Origin of the sequence: Nocardioides sp. dk884 (assembly GCF_009557055.1) — a bacterium.
In the GTDB taxonomy this organism is placed as follows: domain Bacteria; phylum Actinomycetota; class Actinomycetes; order Propionibacteriales; family Nocardioidaceae; genus Nocardioides.
Genome location: NZ_CP045649.1, coordinates 806,448 through 827,138 on the forward strand (window position 1 = coordinate 806,448; position 20,691 = coordinate 827,138).

Genomic DNA, 20,691 nt, shown 5'->3' on the forward strand with positions numbered 1-20,691 from the left:
AGCGAGAGTGGGGCGCCTGGATCTCCCCCTCGGGTCTAGACGTGCATCGCACCGTCAATGAACGTGGCCCCGACGCCGTCGACGTCGACGTGTGGTGGCAGCAGGAGGAGGAGAGTTACGGCACCAAGCTGCATGACATCTTGTGGGACACGGGCCTGTCGCAGGTAAAGATTGTCAGTGCGCGCGCAGCCCAGGTGCTTCGTGACGCTGGCGGCGTGTTCGAGACCTTTGACGTGCAGGTCCGCCGCCGTGACGGCTCGTTGGTCGATGGGTACGTCGGCATCCACGAGGACGACCAGACCTCGGGGCCGGTCCACAGCGCGCGGAAGGGCCGACGTTCGGCGCGGATGGTCGTCGACGATCAGGTGCTGGCTGCGATCAAGGACGCAGGGCTCACCGGGTTCGAGGTCGAGGCTGTTGCCTCAGCGTTCCCCCGCGACACCGCGGACTCCTAAAAACGGACCTGCTGCTCGCGCCGGCGGTAGCCGCTCAGTCTTCGAACGCCGCGACGTAGGCGTCGACCACCTGCCTCAAGTTCACATCGCTGCCGCGATGGTCCGGACGTGGTCGGCCCGAAGTCGGCGTGCCGTCCCGGGTGGAGCCGCGGCACTCGCGCACCGCACCGCGCCGCCTCAGGCGTCGGGCTGTGCGGGCTCCGGCTCGGGGTCCGGCTCGGCGTCGGCGCGCAGGATCGCGTCGGTGATCACCGGCCCGGTGAGCTCGGTCTGCCACCGGCGGGCGCCGAGGTCGAGCAGCGCCTGGGTGACCTGCGAGGCGAGCTCGGCCGGCTCGCGGGTGGCGGGCGGCGTCCACAGGGTGCGGCGCAGGTAGTCGGGGGTGAGCAGGTTCTCGACCGGCATGTGGTGGGTCTCGGCGAGCGTGGTCATCGCCTCGCGCGCGATCGCCAGCCGGCGGGCCGCGACCGGGTCGCGGTCGGCCCAGGCGCGCGGCGTCGGGGGTCCGTCGCCGCGGGGAGCGCGGGCGGGAAGCTCGCTCTCGGGCAGTGCGGCTGCCTCGCGGATCGCCGCGATCCACCGCACGGAGTAGCGCTCCGCGCCGCGGCCGTGGAAGCCCTTGGTCTCCAGCAGCGCGGCCCGGTCGGTCGGCATCGCCTGCGCGGCGGCGACGAGAGCGGCGTCGGGGATGATCCGGCCGGGGGTCACGTCGCGCTGCCGGGCGATCTCGTCGCGGGTCTCCCACAGCGCCTTGGCGGCGGCGAGGGTACGGCGACCGCGCACCCGGTGCAGGCCCGAGACGCGGCGCCAGGCGTCGGCGCGCGGGGTCTGCTCGAAGGTGAGCAGCGCCTCGAACTCCTGACGCGCCCACTCGGCCTTGCCGCTCTCCTCGAGCTCGGCGGCCAGCGCGTCGCGCAGCTCGACGAGGACCTCGACGTCGAGTGCGGCGTACTCCAGCCACGGCCTGGGCAGCGGGCGGGTGGACCAGTCGACGGCCGAGTGCTCCTTCTTCAGCCGTCGGCCGAGCACGGTCTCCACGAGCGTGGCCAGGCCGACCCGCGGGTGGCCCAGCAGGCGCCCGGCGAGCTCGGTGTCGAAGAGGGCGGCGGGGCGCAGGCCGATCTCGGCCAGGCAGGGGAGGTCCTGGGTCGCGGCGTGCAGGATCCACTCGGGGCCGTCGAGCACCTCGGCGAGCGGGGCGAGCGTGGACAGGGCGATCGGGTCGACCAGCGCCGTGCCGGAGCCCTCGCGGCGCAGCTGGACGAGGTAGGCGCGGCTGGAGTAGCGGTAGCCGGAGGCGCGCTCGGCGTCGATCGCGATCGGGCCGCTGCCCTCGCGCAGGCGTGCGACGTAGTCGCGCAACGCCTCGTCGGTCTCGATGACCGGGGGGAGCCCGTCGCGCAGGGTCAGCATCGGCGCCGGCGGCGCCTCGGGCGCCTCGGGCGTCTCTGGCGCCTCGGGCGTCTCCGGGGTCATCTCCGGATCGGGGGTCTCCTCGACGGGGGCGGTGTCAGGCATCGGCATCAGTACGCTGCGCCCCGCTGGCCCCGTCGGCTCGGCATGGCGGTCACGCCCTCGGGGACCGGGGGCAGGCCGACGGCGGTGCACATCAGCTCACCCCATGCCTCGACGTGCGGTGCCAGGTCCGGCCCCTGGCCGGGGGCGAGGTCGGCGACGCCGAGCGGTGTCCAGGAGGCCCGGACCTCGATCTGGGCGGTGCCGTCCTCCTCGGCCATCGAGCCGAAGCTCTCGGTCGTGACGACGGTGACGGTGCCGGAGATGGCGGAGTACGCCGCGCCGTGCGCGTCCAGGGCGTCGGTCAGCCAGGACCAGCCCACCCCGGCGAGCATCTGGTCGGTGCTCAGGTCGCTGTCGATCTCCGCGCGGGCGTAGGCGACGCAGCGGAAGGTGCCCTCCCAGGCGTCGTTGCCGGCCGGGTCGTGCAGCAGGATCAGCCGGCCGCTGCCCAGGTCGAGGTCGTCGACGGTGACGTCGGCGGACAGCGCGGAGGCGTGGGGGGCGATCCGCTGGGGGGCGGGCATCTCCTCGCAGAGGATCTCCGGGCGCAGGCGCGCGCGGCGCATGCTGGCGACAGCCTCCCGGAACTCGAGGGGACTGGACGCACCCGGGCCCGGGTGCGTCTCCTGACGCGCAACCATGGTGCCCAGCGTAGGTCCGCAGGGGTCGAACCGATGTGCGAACACGCCGGGCGGGTGGGACGCTTGTCCGGTGAGCCAGCGCCCCGACCCCGCCTCCGTCCCCGCCGACTCCTCGACCGCGCCCTCCCCGGGGCCGGCCCCGGAGCTCGCCGACAGCGCCTTCCTCAAGGCCGCACGCGGCGAGGAGGTGCCGCACACCCCGGTGTGGTTCATGCGCCAGGCCGGCCGCTCGCTGCCCGAGTACCTGCGGGTGCGCGAGGGCGTCGGCATGCTCGAGTCCTGCATGGACCCCGAGCTGGTCGTCGAGATCACCCTCCAGCCGGTGCGCCGGTACGGCGTGGACGCCGCGATCTTCTTCTCCGACATCGTGCTCCCGCTCAAGGCTGTCGGCGTCGACCTCGACATCGTGCCCGGCGTCGGTCCGGTCGTGGCCCAGCCGGTGCGGACGATGGCCGACGTGGAGGCGATCTCCGACCTGACCCCCGAGCACGTCCCCTTCATCACCGAGGCGGTGCGCGGGCTGGTCGGCCAGCTGGGCGGCACCCCGCTGATCGGGTTCGCCGGCGCGCCGTTCACGGTGGCCTCCTACCTGGTCGAGGGCGGCCCGTCCAAGGACCACGCCCGCACCAAGGCGATGATGTTCGGCGCTCCCGACGTCTGGGACGCGCTGATGCGCAAGATCTCCGGCATCGCCGCGGCGTACCTGCGCGTGCAGGTCGAGGCCGGTGCGTCCGCGGTGCAGCTCTTCGACTCCTGGGCCGGCGCGCTGACCCCGGCCGACTACCGCGAGCACGTGATGGCGCACTCCGCGCGGGTGCTCTCCGCCGCGGGCGAGCTCGGCGTCCCGCGCATCCACTTCGGCGTGGGCACCGCCAACCTGCTCGACCTGATGGGGGAGGCCGGCGCCGACGTCGTCGGGGTCGACTGGCGCACCCCGCTGGAGCGGGCGATCCCGATCGTCGGCGACCGCGGCGTGCAGGGCAACCTCGACCCGACGCTGGTCTTCGCCCCGACCGAGGTGATGACCGCGCGTGCCGCGCAGGTCATCGAGGCCGGCCGCGCCGCGCGCGGGCACATCTTCAACCTCGGCCACGGCGTGATCCCCTCGACCGACCCCGACCAGCTGGCCCGGCTGACCGAGTTCGTGCAGTCCTACGACCTGAGCAAGTAGTCCTCGTTCGGGGACCGGCGCGCGGCCTGGGCGAGGAACGCCTCGTGCAGGTCGCGCACGGCCCGCGGCACGTGGCCGCCGGCCCGCTGCTGCAGCACCAGGGTCACGCCGGTGTGGTCCCCGGCGATCGGGCGGGTGGTGATCAGTCCGGCGCGCTCCATCGGGTCGCCGACGACGCTGTAGTCCGGCAGCAGCGTCACGCCGAGGCCGTCGGCCACCATCACCTTGCCCATCTCGGCGCCGTCGGTGCTGTGGCACGACGCCGGCAGGTCGGTGCCGAAGAGCCGGTGCGCGAAGCGGTGCATCAGGTAGCCCGCGCGCATCGTGATCACCCGCTCGCCGCGCAGCTGCTCCGCCGTCACCTCGTCGTACGACGTGAGCGGGTGCCCCGCGGGCAGGACGGCGACCGGTCGCCCGTGCAGCAGGTCGGTGCTGAGCAGGTCCGGGGCGACGTCGTCGCCGGCGAGCAGGTTGACCAGCCCGAGGTCGAGGGAGCCCTCGACCAGCGCGACGTGGATGTCGGCCTGCTGCATGGTGAGGATCTCCACGTGCGAGCCCGGGTGGGTGTCGTGGAAGCGGCGCACCGCGGGGAGCAGCACCGTCGAGGTCGCGGCGTTGACGGTCCCGAGGCGGATCAAGCGCGAGCTGGCCGTCTGGTCCCCGGCCGCGGTGCGCAGCCGGCTGACCGCCTCGAGCACCTCGACCATGGGGTGCAGCAGGTCGCGGCCCTGCCGGCTGATCCGGGCCCCGGAGCGCCGCCGGTCCAGCAATGTCACCCCGAGCTCGCGCTCGAGCTTGCTCACCGCCTCGCTGAGCGCGGGCTGGGAGATGTGGAGTCGCTCGCTGGCCTTGCGCAGCGAGCCGTACTGGGTGACTGCGGCGATGTACTCGAGCTGCTCGATGCGCACGGGCGTCCCTGTCCGCCCGCCGACCGCGGGCCTGTCGTCTCGAGGCGCGGGGTGGCGGAGCGCCCCGGACTCACATTGTCTACTAAGTTAGTCGACAAGAGAGCATGCTAGCGCGCGAGGGGACCTGTGGTCACGTGCGACGCGGGCCGGGCCTCCGGGTGGCATGCCGACGCCGGGTGATAGGGCCTGCCTATCACCCGGCAGCCCGAATCTACGGCGGGTGCGCGGGCCCCGCCTTGCAACTGACCAATATCTAGTGCTTTAGTGGACAAAGAAGATCGCGTCCTCGAACGGAGTCCCACATGAGCGCCACCACCTCGGGCGGACCGCTGCCGTCCGCGACCGAGCGGGTGCCGGTCCTCGGCGCCGACGAGGCGGTGTCCGTCGCCGCGCGGCTCGCCGAGGAGCTCGCCGTCGGCTCCGCCGAGCGCGACCTGGAGCGGGTGCTGCCCGCCGAGCAGGTCGACGCGCTCGCCCGCAGCGGCCTGCTCGCGATCACCGTCCCCGCGGAGCACGGCGGCGCCGACCTGCCGGTGGCGGTCGTGGCCGAGGTGTTCGGCCTCCTCGCCTCGGGCGACCCCAACGTCGCCCAGATCCCGCACAGCCACTTCGCCTACGTCAACGCGCTGCGCCACCAGGGCACCCCGGCGCAGCAGGCGTACTTCTTCGGCGAGGTGCTCGCCGGCAAGCGCTTCGGCAACGCCCAGTCCGAGCTCGGCACCAAGCACGTGCGCGACTACCGCACCACGCTCACCCCGGCCGGCCCCGGCACCTGGCGCCTCGACGGGCTCAAGGGCTACGCGACCGGCGCGCTGCTCGCCGACTGGATCCCGGTGCTGGCCCATCTCGACGTCGACGGGCCGATGCACGTCGCCTGGGTGGAGCGCCACGCGCCCGGCGTGACGGTCATCGACGACTGGGACGGCCTGGGCCAGCGCACCACCGCCAGCGGGTCGGTGCGCCTCGAGGGTGTGGTCGTCGACGACGCGCGGATCACGCCGTACCACCTCACCTTCACCGGCCCGCAGACGTACGGCGCGTTCGCGCAGGTGCTGCACGCCGCGATCGACGCCGGCATCGCGCGGGCCGCGATCAGCGACGCCGCGCGCTTCGTGACCACCAAGTCCCGACCCTTCCCCGACGCGGGCGTCGAGCGGCACGCCGACGACCCGCTGGTGGTGCAGGCCTTCGGGCAGATGGAGGTCGCGGTCCGCGGCGCCGAGGCGCTGGTGGCCGAGGCCGCCCGTGCCGTCGACCGTGCGAACGCCGATCTCGACGCCGACTCCGCGGCCGCCGCCAGCCTGGCCGTGGCCGCCGCCCGCGCGGCCACCACCTCGGCGTCGGTGGACGTCTCCAGCCGGCTCTTCGAGGTGGCCGGCACCCGATCCGCGCTGCGCAGCCTCGACCTGGACCGGCACTGGCGCAACGCGCGCACGCACACCCTGCACGACCCGGCCGCCTGGAAGGTCCAGCACCTCGGCCGCTACGTCCTCGACGGCACCGCGCCGCCCAACCACGGCCAGCTCTGAGCCGTCCGCTCCGAGCCGCCACCCACGAGCACCGACCCCTCGCACCCCGCGTCGAAAGGCAGACGATGAGCACGCTGAAGTTCCACTGGTTCCTCCCCACCAACGGCGGAGACGGACGCGCCATCGTCGGCGGCGGCCACGGCGTCGCCGCGACCGCCTCGGGCCGGCCGGCGAGCATCCCCTACCTGGGCCAGATCGCGCGCAGCGCCGAGCAGCTCGGGTTCGAGGCCGCGCTGACCCCGACCGGTGCGTGGTGCGAGGACGCCTGGGTCTCCACCGCGATGATCAGCAGCCTCTCCGAGCGGCTGAAGTTCCTCGTCGCCTTCCGCCCCGGCTTGGTCGCGCCGTTCCTGGCCGCGCAGATGGCCGGGTCCTTCCAGAACCTCTCCGGCGGCCGGCTGCTGCTCAACGTCGTCGTCGGCGGCGAGGACCACGAGCAGCGGATGTTCGGCGACTTCTCCACCAAGGACGAGCGCTACGAGTCCGCCGGGGAGTTCCTGCACATCGTGAAGTCGCTGTGGGCGGGGGAGACGGTCACCTTCGAGGGCAAGCACCACCGCGTCGAGGACGCCGTGCTCACCCAGATCCCCGGACCGGTGCCGCAGGTCTACTTCGGCGGCTCCTCGCCGGCGGCCGGCACGGTCGCGGCCAAGTACGCCGACGTCTACCTCACCTGGGGCGAGCCGCCGGCCGCGGTCGCGGAGAAGATCGCCTGGATCCGCGAGCTCGCCGCCGCGGAGGGCCGCGAGGTCAGGTTCGGCATCCGCCTGCACACGATCGCCCGCGACACCTCCGAGGCCGCCTGGGCCGAGGCGGACCGGATGCTCGCCGGGATCTCCGAGGACGAGATCGCACGCATCCAGGGCGGGCTCGCGCGCAGCGGCTCGGTCGGGCAGCGCCGCATGCTCGAGCTCAACAAGGGCAGCAAGGACGGCCTCGAGGTCTTCCCGAACCTGTGGGCTGGCGTCGGCCTGGTCCGCGGCGGCGCCGGCACCGCGATGGTCGGCAGCCACAGCGAGATCGCCGACCTGATCGAGAAGTACGCCGAGGTCGGCATCGAGGAGTTCGTCCTCTCCGGCTACCCGCACCTCGAGGAGTCCTACTGGTTCGGCGAGGGCGTCCTGCCCGAGCTGGCCCGCCGCGGTCTCTGGGAGCACCCCGCCCCGCCGGTCGCGGGCCCGGCGTCGGTGCCGTTCGGCGGCTCCACGGCCGCCTCGTGAGCGCCCGCGTCGCCGTCGTCTGCGGCAACCCCAAGCCCGGCAGTCGCACCCTGGCGGCGGCGACGCACGTCGCGCGCGAGCTCAGCGGCGCCGAGCCGGACCTGGTGGTCGACCTCGGCGCCATCGGGCCGGGCCTGCTCGACTGGGCCGACCCCGAGGTCGGCGCCCTGGTGAAGGAGGTGAGCGCCGCGGAGCTGGTCGTGGTCGCGAGCCCGACGTACAAGGCGACCTACACCGGCCTGCTCAAGCTGTTCCTCGACCGCTTCGCCGCGAGCGGGGACGGTAGCCTGCGGGGCGTCGCCGTGCCGCTGATGCTCGGTGCCGGGCCGGCCCACGCCCTCGCCCCCGAGCTCACGCTGCGCCCGGTGCTCAGCGAGATCGGGGCGATCGTGCCGGTGCGGGGGCTCTACGTCCTCGACGCGCGCCACGACGACCCCACGGCGTACGCCGAGTGGCTGGCCGAGTCCCGCCCGCGCGTCCGCGCCCACCTCACCTCAGGAGCACCCGCATGAGCCTCACCCCGCTGAGCACCAACCAGGACCTCGACCCCCAGCGGCTGCGTCAGGCGTTCGGGATCTTCCCCAGCGGCGTCGTGGCCGTGGCCGCCGAGGTGGACGGCCGGCTCGTCGGCCTCGCCGCGAGCTCGTTCACCTCGGTGAGCCTGGAGCCGCCGCTGGTGTCGTTCTCGATCGCGAACACCTCGAAGACCTGGCCGGACCTGCGCCGCGCCGACCATCTGGGCGTGACGGTGCTCGCCGACCACCACGGGGCGGTCTGCCGCCAGCTCGCGGGACCGGTCGAGGAGCGCTTCAGCGACATCCCGGCCACCGTCACCGAGAAGGGCGCGGCCACCCTCGACGAGGGCCTGGTGCGCTACGACACCTCGATCTACCGCGAGGTCGAGGCCGGCGACCACACGATCGTGCTGCTGCAGGTGCACGCCGTGGAGCAGCTCGGCGAGACCGGCGACGGCTCCCCGCTGGTCTTCCACCGCAGCGGGTTCGGTCGCCTCGAGGCCTCCGCCTGATCGACCCCGGCCGCGCCGGCGCGGTGGGGCCGGGGCATAGCCTGAGGCCGTGCCTTCCCCGACCCGAGTCGCCGTCGTCGGTGCCGGCCTGGCCGGCCTCACCGCAGCCCACGAGCTCACCGCGCGGGGGTGCGAGGTGGTGGTCCTCGAGGCCGCCGACCGCGTCGGCGGCAAGATCTGGCGCACCGACGTCGCCGGGGTCACCGTCGACGTGGGTGCCGAGGCGATGCTGCACCGCCGCCCCGAGGGCGTCGACCTGGCCCGCTCGCTCGGCCTGGAGGTCGAGCACCCCGCCGTCGTCTCCTCGCGGATCTGGACCCGCGGCGCGCTGCGGACGCTGCCGCGCTCGCTGATGGGCGTGCCGCTCGACCTCGACCAGCTCGCCGCCTCCGGCGTGCTGAGCCCCGAGGGTCTCGAGCGGGTCCGCCGCGAGCCCATGCTGCCGCCGGAGGTCCTTGACGACGACGTCACCGTGGGCGACCTGGTCGCCCGCCGCCTCGGCGAGGAGGTCGTGGACCGGCTCGTGGAGCCGCTGCTCGGGGGCGTGTACGCCGGGCACGCGCGGCTGCTGTCCGCCCGCGCGGCGGTCCCGCAGCTCCTCGCCCTGGCCCAGCGCGGCTCGCTGGTCGAGCTCGGCGCCGCCCTGCCCAGCAGCGGGGACGGTCCGGTCTTCGCCGGGCTGCCCGGCGGCATGGGCCGGCTGCCGGAGACACTCGCCGCGTCGCTCGACGTACGGCTGTCCACGACGGTGCGGGCACTGGAGCGCACCGGGACCGGCCTGCGGCTGGTGACCGGGCCGACGACGGCCCCGGTGGCGCTCGACGTCGACGCGGTCGTGCTCGCGACGCCCGCCGCACCCACCGCACGGCTGCTCGCCGACCTGGCGCCGGCGGCGGCCGCCGACCTCGCCGGCATCGAGTACGCCTCGATGGCGGTGGTCAGCCTGGCCTTCCGCGCCGCCGACGCCGCGGCGCTCGAGGCGGCCGGGTCCTCGGGCTTCCTGGTGCCGCCGGTGGACGGGCGGCGGATCAAGGCGGCCACGTTCTCCTTCGCCAAGTGGGGCTGGGTGCGCCGCGCCGGCGCGGCGGCCGAGGAGCCGTTGGTGCACCTGCGCACCTCGCTGGGCCGGCACCGCGAGGAGGCCGCCCTGCAGGCGAGCGACGAGGAGCTGGTGGCCTGGTCGCTGGCCGACCTGGCCGAGGCGACCGGCTTCACCGCGACGCCGGTCGATGTGCACGTGCAGCGCTGGGGCGGTGGCCTGCCGCAGTACGCCCTGGGCCACCTCGAGCGGGTCGCCCGGATCCGCGCCGAGGTCGAGCAGGTGCCCGGCCTCGCGGTCTGCGGGGCGGCGTACGACGGGGTCGGCATCCCGGCGGTGGTGGCCTCGGCGCGCACTGCGGTCGCGCGGCTGGTCCCGCCCGAGGTGTCGGCCGCGGGCTGACCGGGGCCGGGCGCTCGGCGCTGGGCCGGTTGGTGACAATGGGGGCATGAGCGAGACCAAGTCCAACGCCGCCCGCGTCCGCGAGATCAACGATTCCATCCGCTACACGATGTGGTCGGTGTTCCGGCTGCGCGACGTGCTCGGTGACGACGCCGACCGCGCGGGGGAGGCCGCCGAGCTCGAGAAGCTCTTCGCCGACCTCGCCGAGGCCGACGTCGTGGTGCGCGGCACCTACGACGTGTCGGGCCTGCGCGCCGACGCCGACGTCATGGTGTGGACCCACGCGACCACGTCGGAGGAGCTGCAGGCGGCGTACCACCGCTTCCGCCGCACCCGCTTCGGGCGCCGCCTCGACCCGGTGTGGTCGCAGATGGCGCTGCACCGCCCGGCGGAGTTCAACAAGAGCCACGTCCCGGCGTTCCTCAACAACGAGGAGCCCAAGGCGCACGTGTGCGTCTACCCGTTCGTGCGCTCCTACGAGTGGTACCTGCTGCCCGACGAGGAGCGCCGCCGCATGCTCGCCGAGCACGGCAAGATGGCCCGCGACTACGCCGACGTGCGCGCCAACACCGTCGCGTCGTTCGCGCTCGGTGACTATGAGTGGATGCTCGCCTTCGAGGCCGACGAGCTCTACCGGATCGTGGACCTGATGCGTCACCTGCGCGGCTCCGACGCCCGCCGCCACGTGCGCGAGGAGGTGCCGTTCTACACCGGCTCCCTGGCGCCGGTCGGCGACCTGGTCGCGCGCCTGCCCTGACGGGTCGGCGTCACAGCCGCTCGCCAGCCGCCACCGGGTGGTTGGCCAGCAGCCGTCGCTGCGGGTCGAACCGGTCGCGCAGCCCGGTGAGCCGCTCCCGGGCGGCGGCGTCGTACATCGTGGTGGGGTCCGTGCGGGCCTCGGTGAACGTCGGGATCCGGGTGGGCAGCGTCCACGGCGCCATCGCGCGTACGACGTCCGCCGCGGCGGCCCGGCCGGCGTGCGGCGGCCCCGGCGTCGGGCGCCATCGCGATGCAGATCAGCGCGTAGTCGCCGGGCACCGCCGACAGCGCACCGCCGGCGGCGTCCGGGCGGGCGAGGGCGCCGCCGAGGTGGCGCAGCTCGGCGATGGTGACCCCGGAGCTCGTGCCGGGACCGAGGACGCCGAGGAACGCCGCGACCGCGTCGTCCTCCAGCGGCCCCAGCACCGCGTGGTCGCCGACGCCGGGCGTCGGCTCGGGCGGGTCCATGTGGACGTCGAGCACACCCAGCGCCGGGATCCGGGCGAAGGTGTCGAGCTCGGGGCCGAGCGCGCGCAGCGGGGCCAGCAGCCCGGCGGCCCGGTCGTCGTCCTCCAGCGCGACGCCGTCGACGACCACCAGGTCGCGCCCGCGCAGGAAGGGCGGGAGCTCGGGCAGCGGCGGGAAGCTCATGATGCGCAACGCGCTCGTCACGGACTCGGGGAGATCGCGGGTCCAGCTCGCCCAGGCGGCCACGACGGCCGGCGCGTGCTCGCGGTCCCACAGCATCATCCCGGCGTGCGCGTCGGGCTGGGCGATCAGGTCGATCTCGACCGCAACCACGACGCCCAGGTTGGCGCCGGCGCCGCGCAGCGCCCAGAACAGGTCGGCGTGCTCCGTGGCGTCGGCGTGCAGCAGGGCGCCGTCGGCGGTGACGACGTCGAGGCCGCGCACCGAGTTGGTGGCGAGCCCGTGGGCGCGGCCGTAGCAGGAGATCCCGCCGCCGAGCAGGTAGCCGATCGCGGCGACGCTCGGGGCGCTGCCGTGCAGGGCGGTCAGCCCGTGCGGCGAGGACGCCGCCACGACCTGGCCCCAGGTCGTGGCCCCGGCGATGCGGGCCGTGCAGGCGTCGGGGTCGACGCTCACGTCGCTGAGTCCGGAGAGCCGCAGGACCACCACGTCGTCCAGTCCGTCCGCGGCCAGTGCGGCGGCACCGTGACCGGCGTTCTGCGGCGCAATCCGGAGGCCGGCGGCCGTGGCCGCCGCGACCAGGGCCTGCACCTCCCGCGTCGTGGACGGTACGGCGACCGCGGCGGGTCGCTGGTCGACGCTGAGGTTCCAGGGGCGCCGGGCATCGTCGTACCCGGGATCGTCGGGGAGGTGGATCTCGCAGAGGCCGCGCAGCGCGGCGGCGGTGTTGGATGTGGTCATGGCGCCGGTCCTTCGGGCTCGTCCGTCCCTCCAGCGTGACCACCCGAGCGCCGGCCCGCGACCCCATTTCTGCCGATCCGCGCCGCGATCCGGCCGGGTTCACCCGTGCTGTGGTCGCTTCACCCGTCGCACACCGCGGGTGAAGCGACGACAACCCCGCGTTACAGCTGCTCGCCGGCTCCCTCGGCAGGTGCGGCCGGCTCCAGGGTCAGGCTCAGGCTGTTGATGCAGTAGCGGTCGCCCGTGGGGGTGCCATAGCCGTCGGGGAAGACGTGGCCGAGGTGGGAGCCGCAGGAGGCGCAGCGCACCTCGACGCGCTTCATGCCGTGGGAGGTGTCCTCGATGTACTCGATGGTGTCGGTGACCGGCTGGTAGAACGACGGCCAGCCGCAGCCGGAGTGGAACTTGGTGTCCGACTCGAACAGCTTGGCCTGGCAGGCCCGGCAGCGGTAGATGCCGGTCGTCTCGGTGTCGTTGTACTCGCCGGTGAAGGCCCGCTCGGTGCCCGCCTGACGCAGCACGGCGTACTCCTCGGGGGAGAGCAGCTCGCGCCACTCCTCGTCGGTCTTCTCCACGTCGTAGCCCATGCTTCGCATCGTACGGGGGCTCCCGAGCCGCGCTAGCCTGCCGGCATGGTGACGCGCGAGGAGCCGGGCCCCGGGCTGGGCGAGGAGGCCGCGCACCACGCGGCGTACCTGCGCTTCCTGCGCGCCACGGTGCTCGAGCGCTGTGGGTCGCTGCCGGTCGCCGAGCAGCGCCGGCCCCACGTCCCCTCGGGATGGACGCCGCTGGAGCTGCTCGACCACGTCGCCCACGTGGAGCGGCGCTGGATCGTGTGGGGCTTCCTCGCCGAGCCGGTGTCCGACCCCTGGGGCGACTGGTGGCGCGGCGACACCGCGACCCGCTGGCACGTGGCCGAGGACCGCACGCTCGAGGACGTGGCCGCCGACCTGCGAGCCACCGTCGCGCGCACCGAGGAGGTGCTGGCCACGACCCCGCTGGACACCCGCGCCCGCACCGGGGGCCGGTTCGGGCCCGCGACCGGGGAGGAGCCTCCGGACCTGCGCTGGATCTGCTTCCACCTGCTCCAGGAGTACGCCCGCCATGCGGGCCACCTCGACCTCGCGGTCGAGGTGGCGGGCGGACCCACCGGCGAGTGAGGCGCGCTCAGAAGGCAGTCGAGCAGTACGGCGCGGGGCCGCCGTCGGCGAGGGCGGCCAGGGTGGCCACCGCGTCGGCCGGCCCCTCGAGGCGTCCGGCCGCGTGCAGCGTGCCCACCGACACCCCGCCGAGGTAGAGCGAGCCGAGGGCGGCGGCGTCCAGACGCACCGCCGGGGCGGTGCCGTCGGGGTCGGCCGTCACCTGCGCGTGCCCGTCGCGGGCGCGCACCCGCCAGCGCCCGGCCGCGTGGCCGAGCGCGTCGTCGACCTCGAGCACGACCTCGCCCTCGGCCCACCACGGGCGAGCCGCGAGCGCGACGGGGACGTCGAGCACCCGCACCCACAGCAGGTCGCTGGTGCCGGTGGCGCGCACGACGCGCGGGTCCACCAGTGCCCAGGGCAGCGGGTCGTCGACGGCCGTGCGGTGGCGCACCTGGTCGGCCAGGTCGACGTCGGCGAGGTAGCGCCACAGCCCCAGGTGGGCGGCGGGGTCGAGGGCCACGAGGTCGCTCACCTGCAGCGTCGGGCGGCCCGCCACCTCGCCGACCGGGCCGTAGCAGACGTAGCCGTCCGGGGTGCCGGACGCGTCGAGGTGGATCGCGGTCCACATCTTGTGGTCCGGGCCGCGCTCCTCCCAGTCGTAGCGCGCGGTGAGCATCGCCTCGTAGTTCTCCGGGCGACCGCACGCGCCGCGCACCTGTGCGAGGTGCCGGTCATAGACGGCCCTGATCACCGGCCACGCCTCGCCCGGCTCCACGAGCTCGACCGAGCCCGGGCCCACCGGCTTGCGCAGCGCGAAGCGGGCGTCGGTGTCGACCAGGACCTGCTGGCGCCAGGTCGCGGCCCCGAAGCCGAACCGGGCGTAGATCGAGCCCTCGGTCGCGGTCAGCGCGGCGACCGGCACGCCGCGCTCCGCGGCGTCGGCGAGGTCGGCGGTCATCAGACTGCGCAGCAGGCCTCGGCGCCGATGCGTCGGGCTGACGGTGACGTCGGTGATCATCCGCAGCGGGAGGAGGTGCCCGCCGCCGACGTTCAGCTCCTTGTCAAAGCTGCAGAACGTCGCGACCGGCACGGTGGCGGAGCCGACCGTCGTGCGCGCCGGCCAGGCCCCGCGCAGCACGGCCCGGTCGGCGCGGGTGGCCTCCAGCCAGAGGCGGTGCCCGGTCTCGTCCATCCGCGCCTGGTGGAAGCCGCGGACGACTGCCTTGCCCCAGCCGGCGAGCAGCTCGGTGGTGCGGGGGTCCTCGGCCTGCGGATCGAGGACGGCGAAGGTCAGGTCGTCGTGGGTGCTCACGAGCCGCAAATGTACGAAAGCGCGGACCGTCGGCGCCGTCCGGGGTTTTTCCGCGCCCCGCGGACCGGGAGCGGGCAGCTAGCGTGTCGCCATGGCGAAGACGACGGCGGCCGAGGTCAGCGCGGGGGAGCGGTCGGTCCGGGTCTCCTCCCCGGACCGGGTGATCTACGAGGCCACCGCCACCACGCCCGACATCACCAAGCTCATGGTCGCCGAGTACGTCGCGAGCGTCGAGGACGGCCTGATGCGCGCCCTGCGGGACCGGCCGACCGCGCTCGAGCGCTGGCCCAGCGGCGTACGCGAGGGGATGCGGCTGGCGACCGGGCCGCAGGACAAGGATGCCGAGGCGTTCTACCAGAAGCGGGTGCCCAAGGGTGCCCCCGACTACCTGCGCACCGTCGAGGTGCGCTTCCCGTCCGGTCGCGCCGCGGAGGAGATCTGCCCCCACGAGATCGCGGTCCCGGTCTGGTGCGCCCACATGGGCACGCTCACCTTCCACCCCTGGCCGGTACGCCGCGACGACGTCGACCACCCCGACGAGCTGCGCATCGACCTCGACCCGCAGCCGGGCACCTCGTTCACCGACGCCGTACGCGTCGCGGGACAGGCGCGGGTGCTGCTCGAGGAGCTCGGGATGCGCGGGTTCGCCAAGACCTCCGGCAACCGCGGCGTGCACGTCTTCGTCCGCATCGAGCCGCGCTGGGAGTTCGTCGACGTGCGCCACGCCGCGATCGCGTTCGGCCGCGAGCTGGAGAGGCGCGACCCCGGCGTGACCACCGCGTGGTGGAAGGAGGAGCGCGGCGAGCGGATCTTCGTGGACTACAACCAGAACAACCGCGACCGCACCATGGCCTCGGCGTACTCGCTGCGTCCGCTGCCCGGCGCCCCGGTCTCCACCCCGCTGGCGTGGGAGGAGCTCGCCGAGCTCACCGACCCCCGCGGGCTCAACCTGCTGACGGTGCCGCAGCGACTGGCCGAGCACGGCGACCCGTGGGCCGGCATCGACGAGGTGCACCACGACCTCACGCCGCTGCTCGCGCTGTGGGAGGAGCAGGGCGCCGTCGAGCTGCCCTATCCGCCGGACTACCCGAAGATGCCGGGCGAGCCGCCGCGGGTGCAGCCGAGCAAGAAGGTCGCGGAGCACTGGACCGAGGACGGGCAGCGGCGCGACGGCTGAGCCGCTCGGCGCGCCATTGGCGCCGACTCGGTGCGCCATGAGGGCCGACTCGCGCCGCCATTGGCGCCGACTCGGGGAACAGGAAAGGCCCGCCCGCGCCTCCCCCCAGACGCGCGGTGCGGGCCGTTCCGTCGTTCGTGGACTGGCGGGCTCCCCCCAGGGGCCGCCGGTCCGGCAGACCTCACGAGGTGATGTCTGCCTGTGACCGAAACACTAGGGAGGCGAGGTCCACAGAAGATCCACAGAGCACCCAGCGTCGGGTAACAGCCGGCTCACACGCCGGTGACGCCCTCACCGCCGCCGGCCTGCTCGTCGAAGGTCTCGCGCTCGAGCAGGTGCAGGACAGGTACGCCGAGGCGGCGCCGGGCCCGCGAGGACCAGTCGACGTGGAAGAACTCCGCGACGAGGTGCGGGCGGGTCAAGATGATCGCCTCGGCGGCGCCGACGGCCTCGACCTTGGCCGCGAGCGCGTCGACGGGCGGCGCGGCGGTCACCTCGCCGGAGGCCTGGGCGCCGGTGGCGCGCAGGGCGGTGAGCGTGCGCTGGAGGTCCTCGCTGGCGCGGTCACGGCAGTCCTCGCGGACCGCGTCGAGGTCGATGTCCTCCATCGCCATGGCCGGCGAGGCCATCATGTCGCCGGCGCCGAGGGTGCCGAGCGAGGTCTCGATGCGCGACGCGGCGTCCTCCAGCGGCAACAGCACGTGGTAGACGACCTGGTCGGCGATGGTGTCGTGCAGCGAGTGCACCTGTGCGGCGTCGCTCGCGGACAGGGCCTGCTCGACGAGGAGCACGACGTCATAGGTGCCGATGCCGTCGTCGATCCTGTCGTTGGGCTGCTTGCCGGCAGGGGACGGGGACGGGCTCTGCTCGTTCATCAGGTGCCTTCCGGGGTGCTGGTCAGGATGGTGGCGAGGTCGTAGCCGGCGGGTTCCTCGAGCTGGTCGTATCCGCACGAGGCCGGGTCCCGGTCGGGCCGCCACCGCTTGAACTGGGCGGTGTGGCGAAGTCGCGATCCCTCCATGTGGTCGTACTTCACCTCCAGGACTCGCGTGGGCCGCAGCGGGACGAAGCTGAGGTCCTTGCCGGCGCTCCACCTGCTCTGCGTCCCCGGTACCCGATCGGGGTTCGCAGTCAGCGCCTGCGCCCAGTGGCCCCACGGATGCTCCTCCAGCGCGACGACGAGCGGTGCCAGCTCCTCGATCAGCTCGGCACGCCGGGCGGCGGTGAAGCTGGCGCTCACCCCGATGTGCTGGAGGTGGCCGTCGGCGTCGTACAGCCCGAGCAGCAGGCTGCCGAGCAGCGGCCGCTCGGGCGTGGAGGTCTTGTGCTCGCGGTAGCCGGCGACCACCACGTCGGCGGTGCGCTCGTGCTTGACCTTGAGCATCGTGCGCACGTTCGGCCGGTACGGCGCGTCGAGCGGCTTGGCGACCACCCCGTCGAGCCCGGCGCCCTCGAACTCGGTGAACCAGCGCTGCGCCTCGGCCGCGTCGGTCGTGGTGCGGGTGAGGAAGCAGGGCCCGTGCTGCCCGGCCAGGTGGGCCAGCGCGTCCTCGAGCGCGGCGCGCCGCTCGGCGAAGGGGCGCGCCATCAGCGACTCCTCGCCCAGCGCGAGCAGGTCGAAGGCCACGAACCCCGCCGGCGTCTCCTCGGCCAGCAACGCGACCCGTGAGGCGGCGGGGTGGATGCGCTCCTGGAGCGACTCGAAGGCCAGCCGGCGCCCGCCGCCCTCGGCCGGGAGGGCCACGAAGATCTCGCCGTCGACGACGCAGCGCTCGGGCAGCTGCTCCTTCACCGCCGCCACGATCTCGGGGAAGTAGCGGGTCAGCGGCTTGGTGTTGCGCGAGGCCAGCTCCACCTCGTCGCCGTCGCGGAAGACCAGGCAGCGGAAGCCGTCCCACTTCGGCTCGAAGAGCAGGCCGCCGTGGGTATTGGGGGCGGGCAGCCCGGACACGGACTTGGCGAGCATCGGCTGGACGGGCGGCAACACGGGCAGGTCCACGGGTGCGAGCGTAGGGCGAGCAACTAAGGTGTGGCAGTCCCCTGACGGAGATCTTCTTCAAGATCGGTCGATGTCCGCGCAGGGAACAGCTCCCGCGAGGGACATTCCCCGGTTGGTCTGCCGGCAGGGCCCGCCTGACTTTGAATCAGGACTAGCGACGTAGGTTCGACTCCTACCCGGGGAGCATGAGTCGTGAGCTGACGGTCATCGTGCTGGCCGCGGGTGGAGGCACCCGGATGAAGTCCAAGACGATGAAGGTGCTGCACCCGATCTGCGGACGGAGCATGATCGGCCACGTGCTGACCGCGGTCGCCGGGTCCGGTGCGGACCGGGTGGTGACGGTCGTCGGGCACCAGCGCGAGGTCGTCGGGCCGCATGTGCGCGCGCTGATGCCGGAGGCGGTGCTCGCCGTGCAGGAGGAGCAGGCCGGCACCGGCCACGCCGTCCGCGTCGCCGTCGAGGCGCTGATCGCGGCCGAGGGCAACGTCGAGGGCACCGTGCTGGTGGCCTACGGCGACACCCCGCTGCTCGAGGGGGAGTCGCTGCGCGCCCTCGCCGCGGAGCACGAGGCCGCCCAGCGCGCGGTCAGCATCCTCAGCGCCGTGGTGCCCGCGCCGTTCGGCTACGGCCGGGTGGTGCGCGACGAGGAGGGCGAGGTCGTCGCGATCGTCGAGGAGAAGGACGCGACGCCGCAGCAGCGCGAGATCGCCGAGATCAACTCCGGCATCCTCGCCTTCGACGCCGAGTTCCTGCTCTCGGCGCTGCCGCGGATCTCCAACGACAACGCCAAGGGCGAGTACTACCTCACCGACACGGTGAACATCGCGCGCGAGGACGGCCTGGCGGTCGGGGCGCTGGTGATCGACGACGTCGTGCAGACCGAGGGCGCCAACGACCGGGTGCAGCTGGCCGACCTGGGCCGGGAGATGAACCGCCGGATCCTGACCCGCTGGATGCGCGAGGGCGTCACGGTGATGGACCCCGCCACGACCTGGGTGGACGCCGACGTGGTGCTCGCCCGCGACGTCACGCTGCTGCCGGGTACCCAGCTGCTCGGCGCCACCTCGGTAGCCGAGGACGCCGTGGTCGGGCCGGACACGACGCTGAAGGACTGCGAGGTGGGCGAGGGCGCCAAGGTGGTGCGCACCCACGGCGAGCTCGCCGTCGTCGGCGCCGGGGCCAACGTCGGCCCGTTCTCCTACCTGCGTCCCGGTACGCAGCTGGGCGACGCGGGCAAGATCGGCGCGTTCGTGGAGACCAAGAACGCCGAGATCGGCGCGGGGGCGAAGGTGCCCCACCTGTCCTACATCGGCGACGCGGAGATCGGCGAGGGCACCAACATCGGCGCCGGCACCATCGTCGCGAACTACGACGGGGTCGCCAAGCACCGCACCAAGGTCGGTCGCCACGCCCGCACCGGCTCGAACAACACCTTCGTGGCGCCCGTCGAGATCGGCGACGGCGCGGCGACCGGTGCCGGCACCGTCGTACGACGCGACGTGCCGCCCGGCGCGCTGGCCGTGAGCGCCGGGGAGCAGCGCAGCATCGAGGGCTGGGTCGAGCGGCGTCGCCCGGGCACCGCGCAGGCGGAGGCCGCGCGGGCCGCCCGCGAGGCCGCGGACCCGGGCGACCAGGACAGCCAGCCCTCGCCGGAGTAGGGCGGCCGCGGGTCGCACGAGAGCGGGCTCACACGTGATGTCTCAGACGCGGACCGGATTTTGAGGCAGTTCGCGTGGGGAGGGCACAATCGACGTTATCCCCTCCCGGCGATCCAGGAGTCACTTGTGACCGGAATGAAGAAGACCACCGAGAAGAACCTGATGGTCTTCAGTGGTCGGGCACACCCCGAGCTGGCCGAGGAGGTCGCCGGGATCCTCGGCACCGACCTCGTGCCCACCTCGGCGTACGAGTTCGCGAACTCCGAGATCTACGTCCGCTACGAGGAGTCCGTCCGCGGCTGCGACGCCTTCGTGATCCAGAGCCACAAGGCTCCGATCAACGAGTGGATCATGGAGCACCTGATCATGGTCGACGCGCTCAAGCGCGCCTCGGCCAAGCGGATCACCGTGGTGATGCCGTTCTACGGCTACTCCCGCCAGGACAAGAAGCACCGCGGCCGCGAGCCGATCTCCGCGCGCCTGATCGCTGACCTGTTCAAGACCGCCGGCGCGGACCGGCTGATCTCGGTCGACCTGCACGCCGACCAGATCCAGGGCTACTTCGACGGCCCCGTCGACCACCTGATGGCGCTGCCGCTGCTCACCGAGTACGTCTTGTCCAAGTACGGCAGCGAGCAGCTGTGCGTGGTCTCCCCGGACGCCGGCCGGATCAAGGTCGCCGAGCGCTGGTCGGCCAAGCTGGGCGGCGCGCCGCTGGCCTTCATCCACAAGACGCGTCGCACGGACCGCCCGAACGAGACGGTCGCCAACCGCGTGGTCGGTGAGGTCGCCGGCCGCATGTGCGTGCTGACCGACGACATGATCGACACCGGCGGCACGATCGTGAAGGCCGCCGAGGCCCTGATGAAGGAGGGTGCGGCGGGCGTCATCATCGCCGCCACCCACGCGATCCTCTCCGACCCGGCCGTCGACCGGCTCAAGAACAGCCCCGCCATCGAGGTCGTGGTCACCAACACGCTCCCGATCGCCGACGAGCGACGCTTCGACAAGCTGACAGTGCTCTCGATCGCCCCGCTGGTCGCCCGCGCGATCCGCGAGGTCTTCAACGACGGCTCGGTGACCTCGATGTTCGACGGTCACGCCTGAGCCGACCGGCCCACCCGCACCACCAGGACGCCATCGCCACTCAGGCGGTGGCGTCCTCGTGCGTCGGACGGGCGCGGCCGGACGCCGTGCTCAGGCACGCGGATTGGGCGCTCGGCGGGGCCCGCGCCTAGACTTCTGCAGTTGCCTCGGCGAGGGAGCGCGTCCGGTCCACCGGGCTCGCGGCTCCGTGATCGACAGGGCCGGCTCGTCTCGTGTGCCGCACTGTGATCGGCGGAAC

Annotated in this window: 20 protein-coding genes and 1 tRNA gene; 13 read left to right on the plus strand and 8 right to left on the minus strand. The window is 73.7% G+C overall.

What is annotated here, in order from left to right; genetic code table 11:
• The first annotated feature begins 41 nt into the window (after positions 1-41).
• Positions 42-455 (plus strand): hypothetical protein, encoded by a 414-nt coding sequence (locus GFH29_RS03965; protein ID WP_153322143.1) that lies wholly within the window; start codon positions 42-44, stop codon positions 453-455.
• 177 nt (positions 456-632) lie between these two features.
• On the opposite strand, the gene GFH29_RS03970 is transcribed toward GFH29_RS03965, so the two are convergent.
• Positions 633-1,973 carry a ribonuclease D gene (locus tag GFH29_RS03970; protein WP_228387752.1) on the minus strand — a complete coding sequence of 447 codons (1,341 nt, stop codon included), beginning with the start codon at positions 1,971-1,973 and terminating at the stop codon, positions 633-635.
• A gap of 5 nt (positions 1,974-1,978) precedes the next feature.
• Entirely contained in the window at positions 1,979-2,614 is a 636-nt protein-coding gene (locus tag GFH29_RS03975) for a DUF3000 domain-containing protein (protein ID WP_153322144.1), read from the minus strand.
• Positions 2,615-2,684: 70 nt separating this feature from the next.
• On the opposite strand from GFH29_RS03975, the gene hemE reads away from it, so the two are divergent.
• Entirely contained in the window at positions 2,685-3,785 is a 1,101-nt protein-coding gene (gene hemE, locus GFH29_RS03980) for a uroporphyrinogen decarboxylase (protein WP_153322145.1), read from the plus strand.
• Here hemE and GFH29_RS03985 read toward each other — a convergent pair.
• Complete coding sequence (locus GFH29_RS03985; RefSeq protein ID WP_153322146.1) at positions 3,767-4,693, minus strand: LysR family transcriptional regulator; 927 nt, start codon at positions 4,691-4,693, stop codon at positions 3,767-3,769. The two genes, hemE and GFH29_RS03985, sit on opposite strands and share 19 nt — an antisense overlap.
• A 302-nt stretch (positions 4,694-4,995) precedes the next feature.
• Between GFH29_RS03985 and GFH29_RS03990 the strand changes: the two genes are divergently transcribed.
• The 6 genes from GFH29_RS03990 (at position 4,996) to hemQ (ending at position 10,667) form a co-directional block, all read left to right on the plus strand.
• Positions 4,996-6,222 (plus strand): SfnB family sulfur acquisition oxidoreductase, encoded by a 1,227-nt coding sequence (locus GFH29_RS03990; protein ID WP_153322147.1) that lies wholly within the window; start codon positions 4,996-4,998, stop codon positions 6,220-6,222.
• Between the two features lie 65 nt (positions 6,223-6,287).
• Complete coding sequence (locus GFH29_RS03995; protein WP_153322148.1) at positions 6,288-7,442, plus strand: LLM class flavin-dependent oxidoreductase; 1,155 nt, start codon at positions 6,288-6,290, stop codon at positions 7,440-7,442.
• Positions 7,439-7,954, plus strand: a complete 516-nt coding sequence (locus GFH29_RS04000; protein WP_153322149.1) for an NAD(P)H-dependent oxidoreductase — start codon at positions 7,439-7,441, stop codon at positions 7,952-7,954. The genes GFH29_RS03995 and GFH29_RS04000 overlap by 4 nt, the downstream gene beginning before the upstream one ends.
• Positions 7,951-8,469, plus strand: a complete 519-nt coding sequence (locus GFH29_RS04005; protein WP_153322150.1) for a flavin reductase family protein — start codon at positions 7,951-7,953, stop codon at positions 8,467-8,469. Before GFH29_RS04000 ends, GFH29_RS04005 begins: the two co-directional genes overlap by 4 nt.
• A gap of 49 nt (positions 8,470-8,518) precedes the next feature.
• Positions 8,519-9,910, plus strand: coding sequence for a protoporphyrinogen oxidase (gene hemG / locus GFH29_RS04010; RefSeq protein WP_153322151.1), 1,392 nt, complete (start codon positions 8,519-8,521; stop codon positions 9,908-9,910).
• A 46-nt stretch (positions 9,911-9,956) separates the two neighbouring features.
• Positions 9,957-10,667, plus strand: coding sequence for a hydrogen peroxide-dependent heme synthase (gene hemQ, locus GFH29_RS04015; protein WP_153322152.1), 711 nt, complete (start codon positions 9,957-9,959; stop codon positions 10,665-10,667).
• Here hemQ and GFH29_RS04020 read toward each other — a convergent pair.
• Positions 10,616-12,058, minus strand: a complete 1,443-nt coding sequence (locus GFH29_RS04020) for an FAD-binding oxidoreductase (RefSeq protein ID WP_228387753.1) — start codon at positions 12,056-12,058, stop codon at positions 10,616-10,618. The two genes, hemQ and GFH29_RS04020, sit on opposite strands and share 52 nt — an antisense overlap.
• A gap of 161 nt (positions 12,059-12,219) precedes the next feature.
• Positions 12,220-12,645 carry a peptide-methionine (R)-S-oxide reductase MsrB gene (msrB, locus tag GFH29_RS04025; protein WP_153322153.1) on the minus strand — a complete coding sequence of 142 codons (426 nt, stop codon included), beginning with the start codon at positions 12,643-12,645 and terminating at the stop codon, positions 12,220-12,222.
• Between the two features lie 45 nt (positions 12,646-12,690).
• Here msrB and GFH29_RS04030 point away from each other — a divergent pair, with 45 nt between their 5' ends.
• Positions 12,691-13,218: a DUF664 domain-containing protein gene (locus tag GFH29_RS04030; RefSeq protein WP_153322154.1), complete on the plus strand. Its 528-nt coding sequence runs from the start codon at positions 12,691-12,693 to the stop codon at positions 13,216-13,218.
• A 7-nt stretch (positions 13,219-13,225) separates the two neighbouring features.
• Here the strand turns inward: GFH29_RS04030 and GFH29_RS04035 are convergent, their stop codons facing one another.
• Positions 13,226-14,512: a GNAT family N-acetyltransferase gene (locus tag GFH29_RS04035; protein WP_194288908.1), complete on the minus strand. Its 1,287-nt coding sequence runs from the start codon at positions 14,510-14,512 to the stop codon at positions 13,226-13,228.
• A gap of 91 nt (positions 14,513-14,603) precedes the next feature.
• On the opposite strand from GFH29_RS04035, the gene GFH29_RS04040 reads away from it, so the two are divergent.
• Complete coding sequence (locus tag GFH29_RS04040) at positions 14,604-15,689, plus strand: DNA polymerase domain-containing protein (protein ID WP_153322156.1); 1,086 nt, start codon at positions 14,604-14,606, stop codon at positions 15,687-15,689.
• A 272-nt stretch (positions 15,690-15,961) separates the two neighbouring features.
• Here the strand turns inward: GFH29_RS04040 and GFH29_RS04045 are convergent, their stop codons facing one another.
• Entirely contained in the window at positions 15,962-16,564 is a 603-nt protein-coding gene (locus GFH29_RS04045; protein ID WP_228387754.1) for a hypothetical protein, read from the minus strand.
• Positions 16,564-17,688 (minus strand): ATP-dependent DNA ligase, encoded by a 1,125-nt coding sequence (locus GFH29_RS04050; protein WP_153322157.1) that lies wholly within the window; start codon positions 17,686-17,688, stop codon positions 16,564-16,566. The genes GFH29_RS04045 and GFH29_RS04050 overlap by 1 nt, the downstream gene beginning before the upstream one ends.
• Positions 17,689-17,793: 105 nt before the next feature.
• Here GFH29_RS04050 and GFH29_RS04055 point away from each other — a divergent pair.
• From GFH29_RS04055 to GFH29_RS04065, 3 genes are all read left to right on the plus strand, one after another.
• Positions 17,794-17,872: transfer RNA gene (locus tag GFH29_RS04055), tRNA-Gln, on the plus strand.
• Position 17,873: 1 nt separating this feature from the next.
• Positions 17,874-19,346: a bifunctional UDP-N-acetylglucosamine diphosphorylase/glucosamine-1-phosphate N-acetyltransferase GlmU gene (gene glmU / locus GFH29_RS04060; RefSeq protein WP_153322158.1), complete on the plus strand. Its 1,473-nt coding sequence runs from the start codon at positions 17,874-17,876 to the stop codon at positions 19,344-19,346.
• A 135-nt stretch (positions 19,347-19,481) separates the two neighbouring features.
• Positions 19,482-20,453 carry a ribose-phosphate diphosphokinase gene (locus GFH29_RS04065; protein ID WP_153325622.1) on the plus strand — a complete coding sequence of 324 codons (972 nt, stop codon included), beginning with the start codon at positions 19,482-19,484 and terminating at the stop codon, positions 20,451-20,453.
• Positions 20,454-20,691 lie beyond the last annotated feature (238 nt).

Bases quoted from the DNA above. Each gene is read 5' to 3' on its own strand.
- GFH29_RS03970 (WP_228387752.1), bottom strand. From the start codon at position 1,973: ATGCCTGACACCGCCCCCGTCGAGGAGACCCCCGATCCGGAGATGACC.
- GFH29_RS03975 (WP_153322144.1), bottom strand. From the start codon at position 2,614: ATGGTTGCGCGTCAGGAGACGCACCCGGGCCCGGGTGCGTCCAGTCCC.
- GFH29_RS03990 (WP_153322147.1), top strand. From the start codon at position 4,996: ATGAGCGCCACCACCTCGGGCGGACCGCTGCCGTCCGCGACCGAGCGG.
- GFH29_RS03995 (WP_153322148.1), top strand. From the start codon at position 6,288: ATGAGCACGCTGAAGTTCCACTGGTTCCTCCCCACCAACGGCGGAGAC.
- GFH29_RS04005 (WP_153322150.1), top strand. From the start codon at position 7,951: ATGAGCCTCACCCCGCTGAGCACCAACCAGGACCTCGACCCCCAGCGG.
- hemQ (WP_153322152.1), top strand. From the start codon at position 9,957: ATGAGCGAGACCAAGTCCAACGCCGCCCGCGTCCGCGAGATCAACGAT.
- GFH29_RS04020 (WP_228387753.1), bottom strand. From the start codon at position 12,058: ATGACCACATCCAACACCGCCGCCGCGCTGCGCGGCCTCTGCGAGATC.
- msrB (WP_153322153.1), bottom strand. From the start codon at position 12,645: ATGGGCTACGACGTGGAGAAGACCGACGAGGAGTGGCGCGAGCTGCTC.
- GFH29_RS04030 (WP_153322154.1), top strand. From the start codon at position 12,691: ATGGTGACGCGCGAGGAGCCGGGCCCCGGGCTGGGCGAGGAGGCCGCG.
- GFH29_RS04040 (WP_153322156.1), top strand. From the start codon at position 14,604: ATGGCGAAGACGACGGCGGCCGAGGTCAGCGCGGGGGAGCGGTCGGTC.
- GFH29_RS04045 (WP_228387754.1), bottom strand. From the start codon at position 16,564: ATGAACGAGCAGAGCCCGTCCCCGTCCCCTGCCGGCAAGCAGCCCAAC.
- glmU (WP_153322158.1), top strand. From the start codon at position 17,874: ATGAGTCGTGAGCTGACGGTCATCGTGCTGGCCGCGGGTGGAGGCACC.
- GFH29_RS04065 (WP_153325622.1), top strand. From the start codon at position 19,482: ATGAAGAAGACCACCGAGAAGAACCTGATGGTCTTCAGTGGTCGGGCA.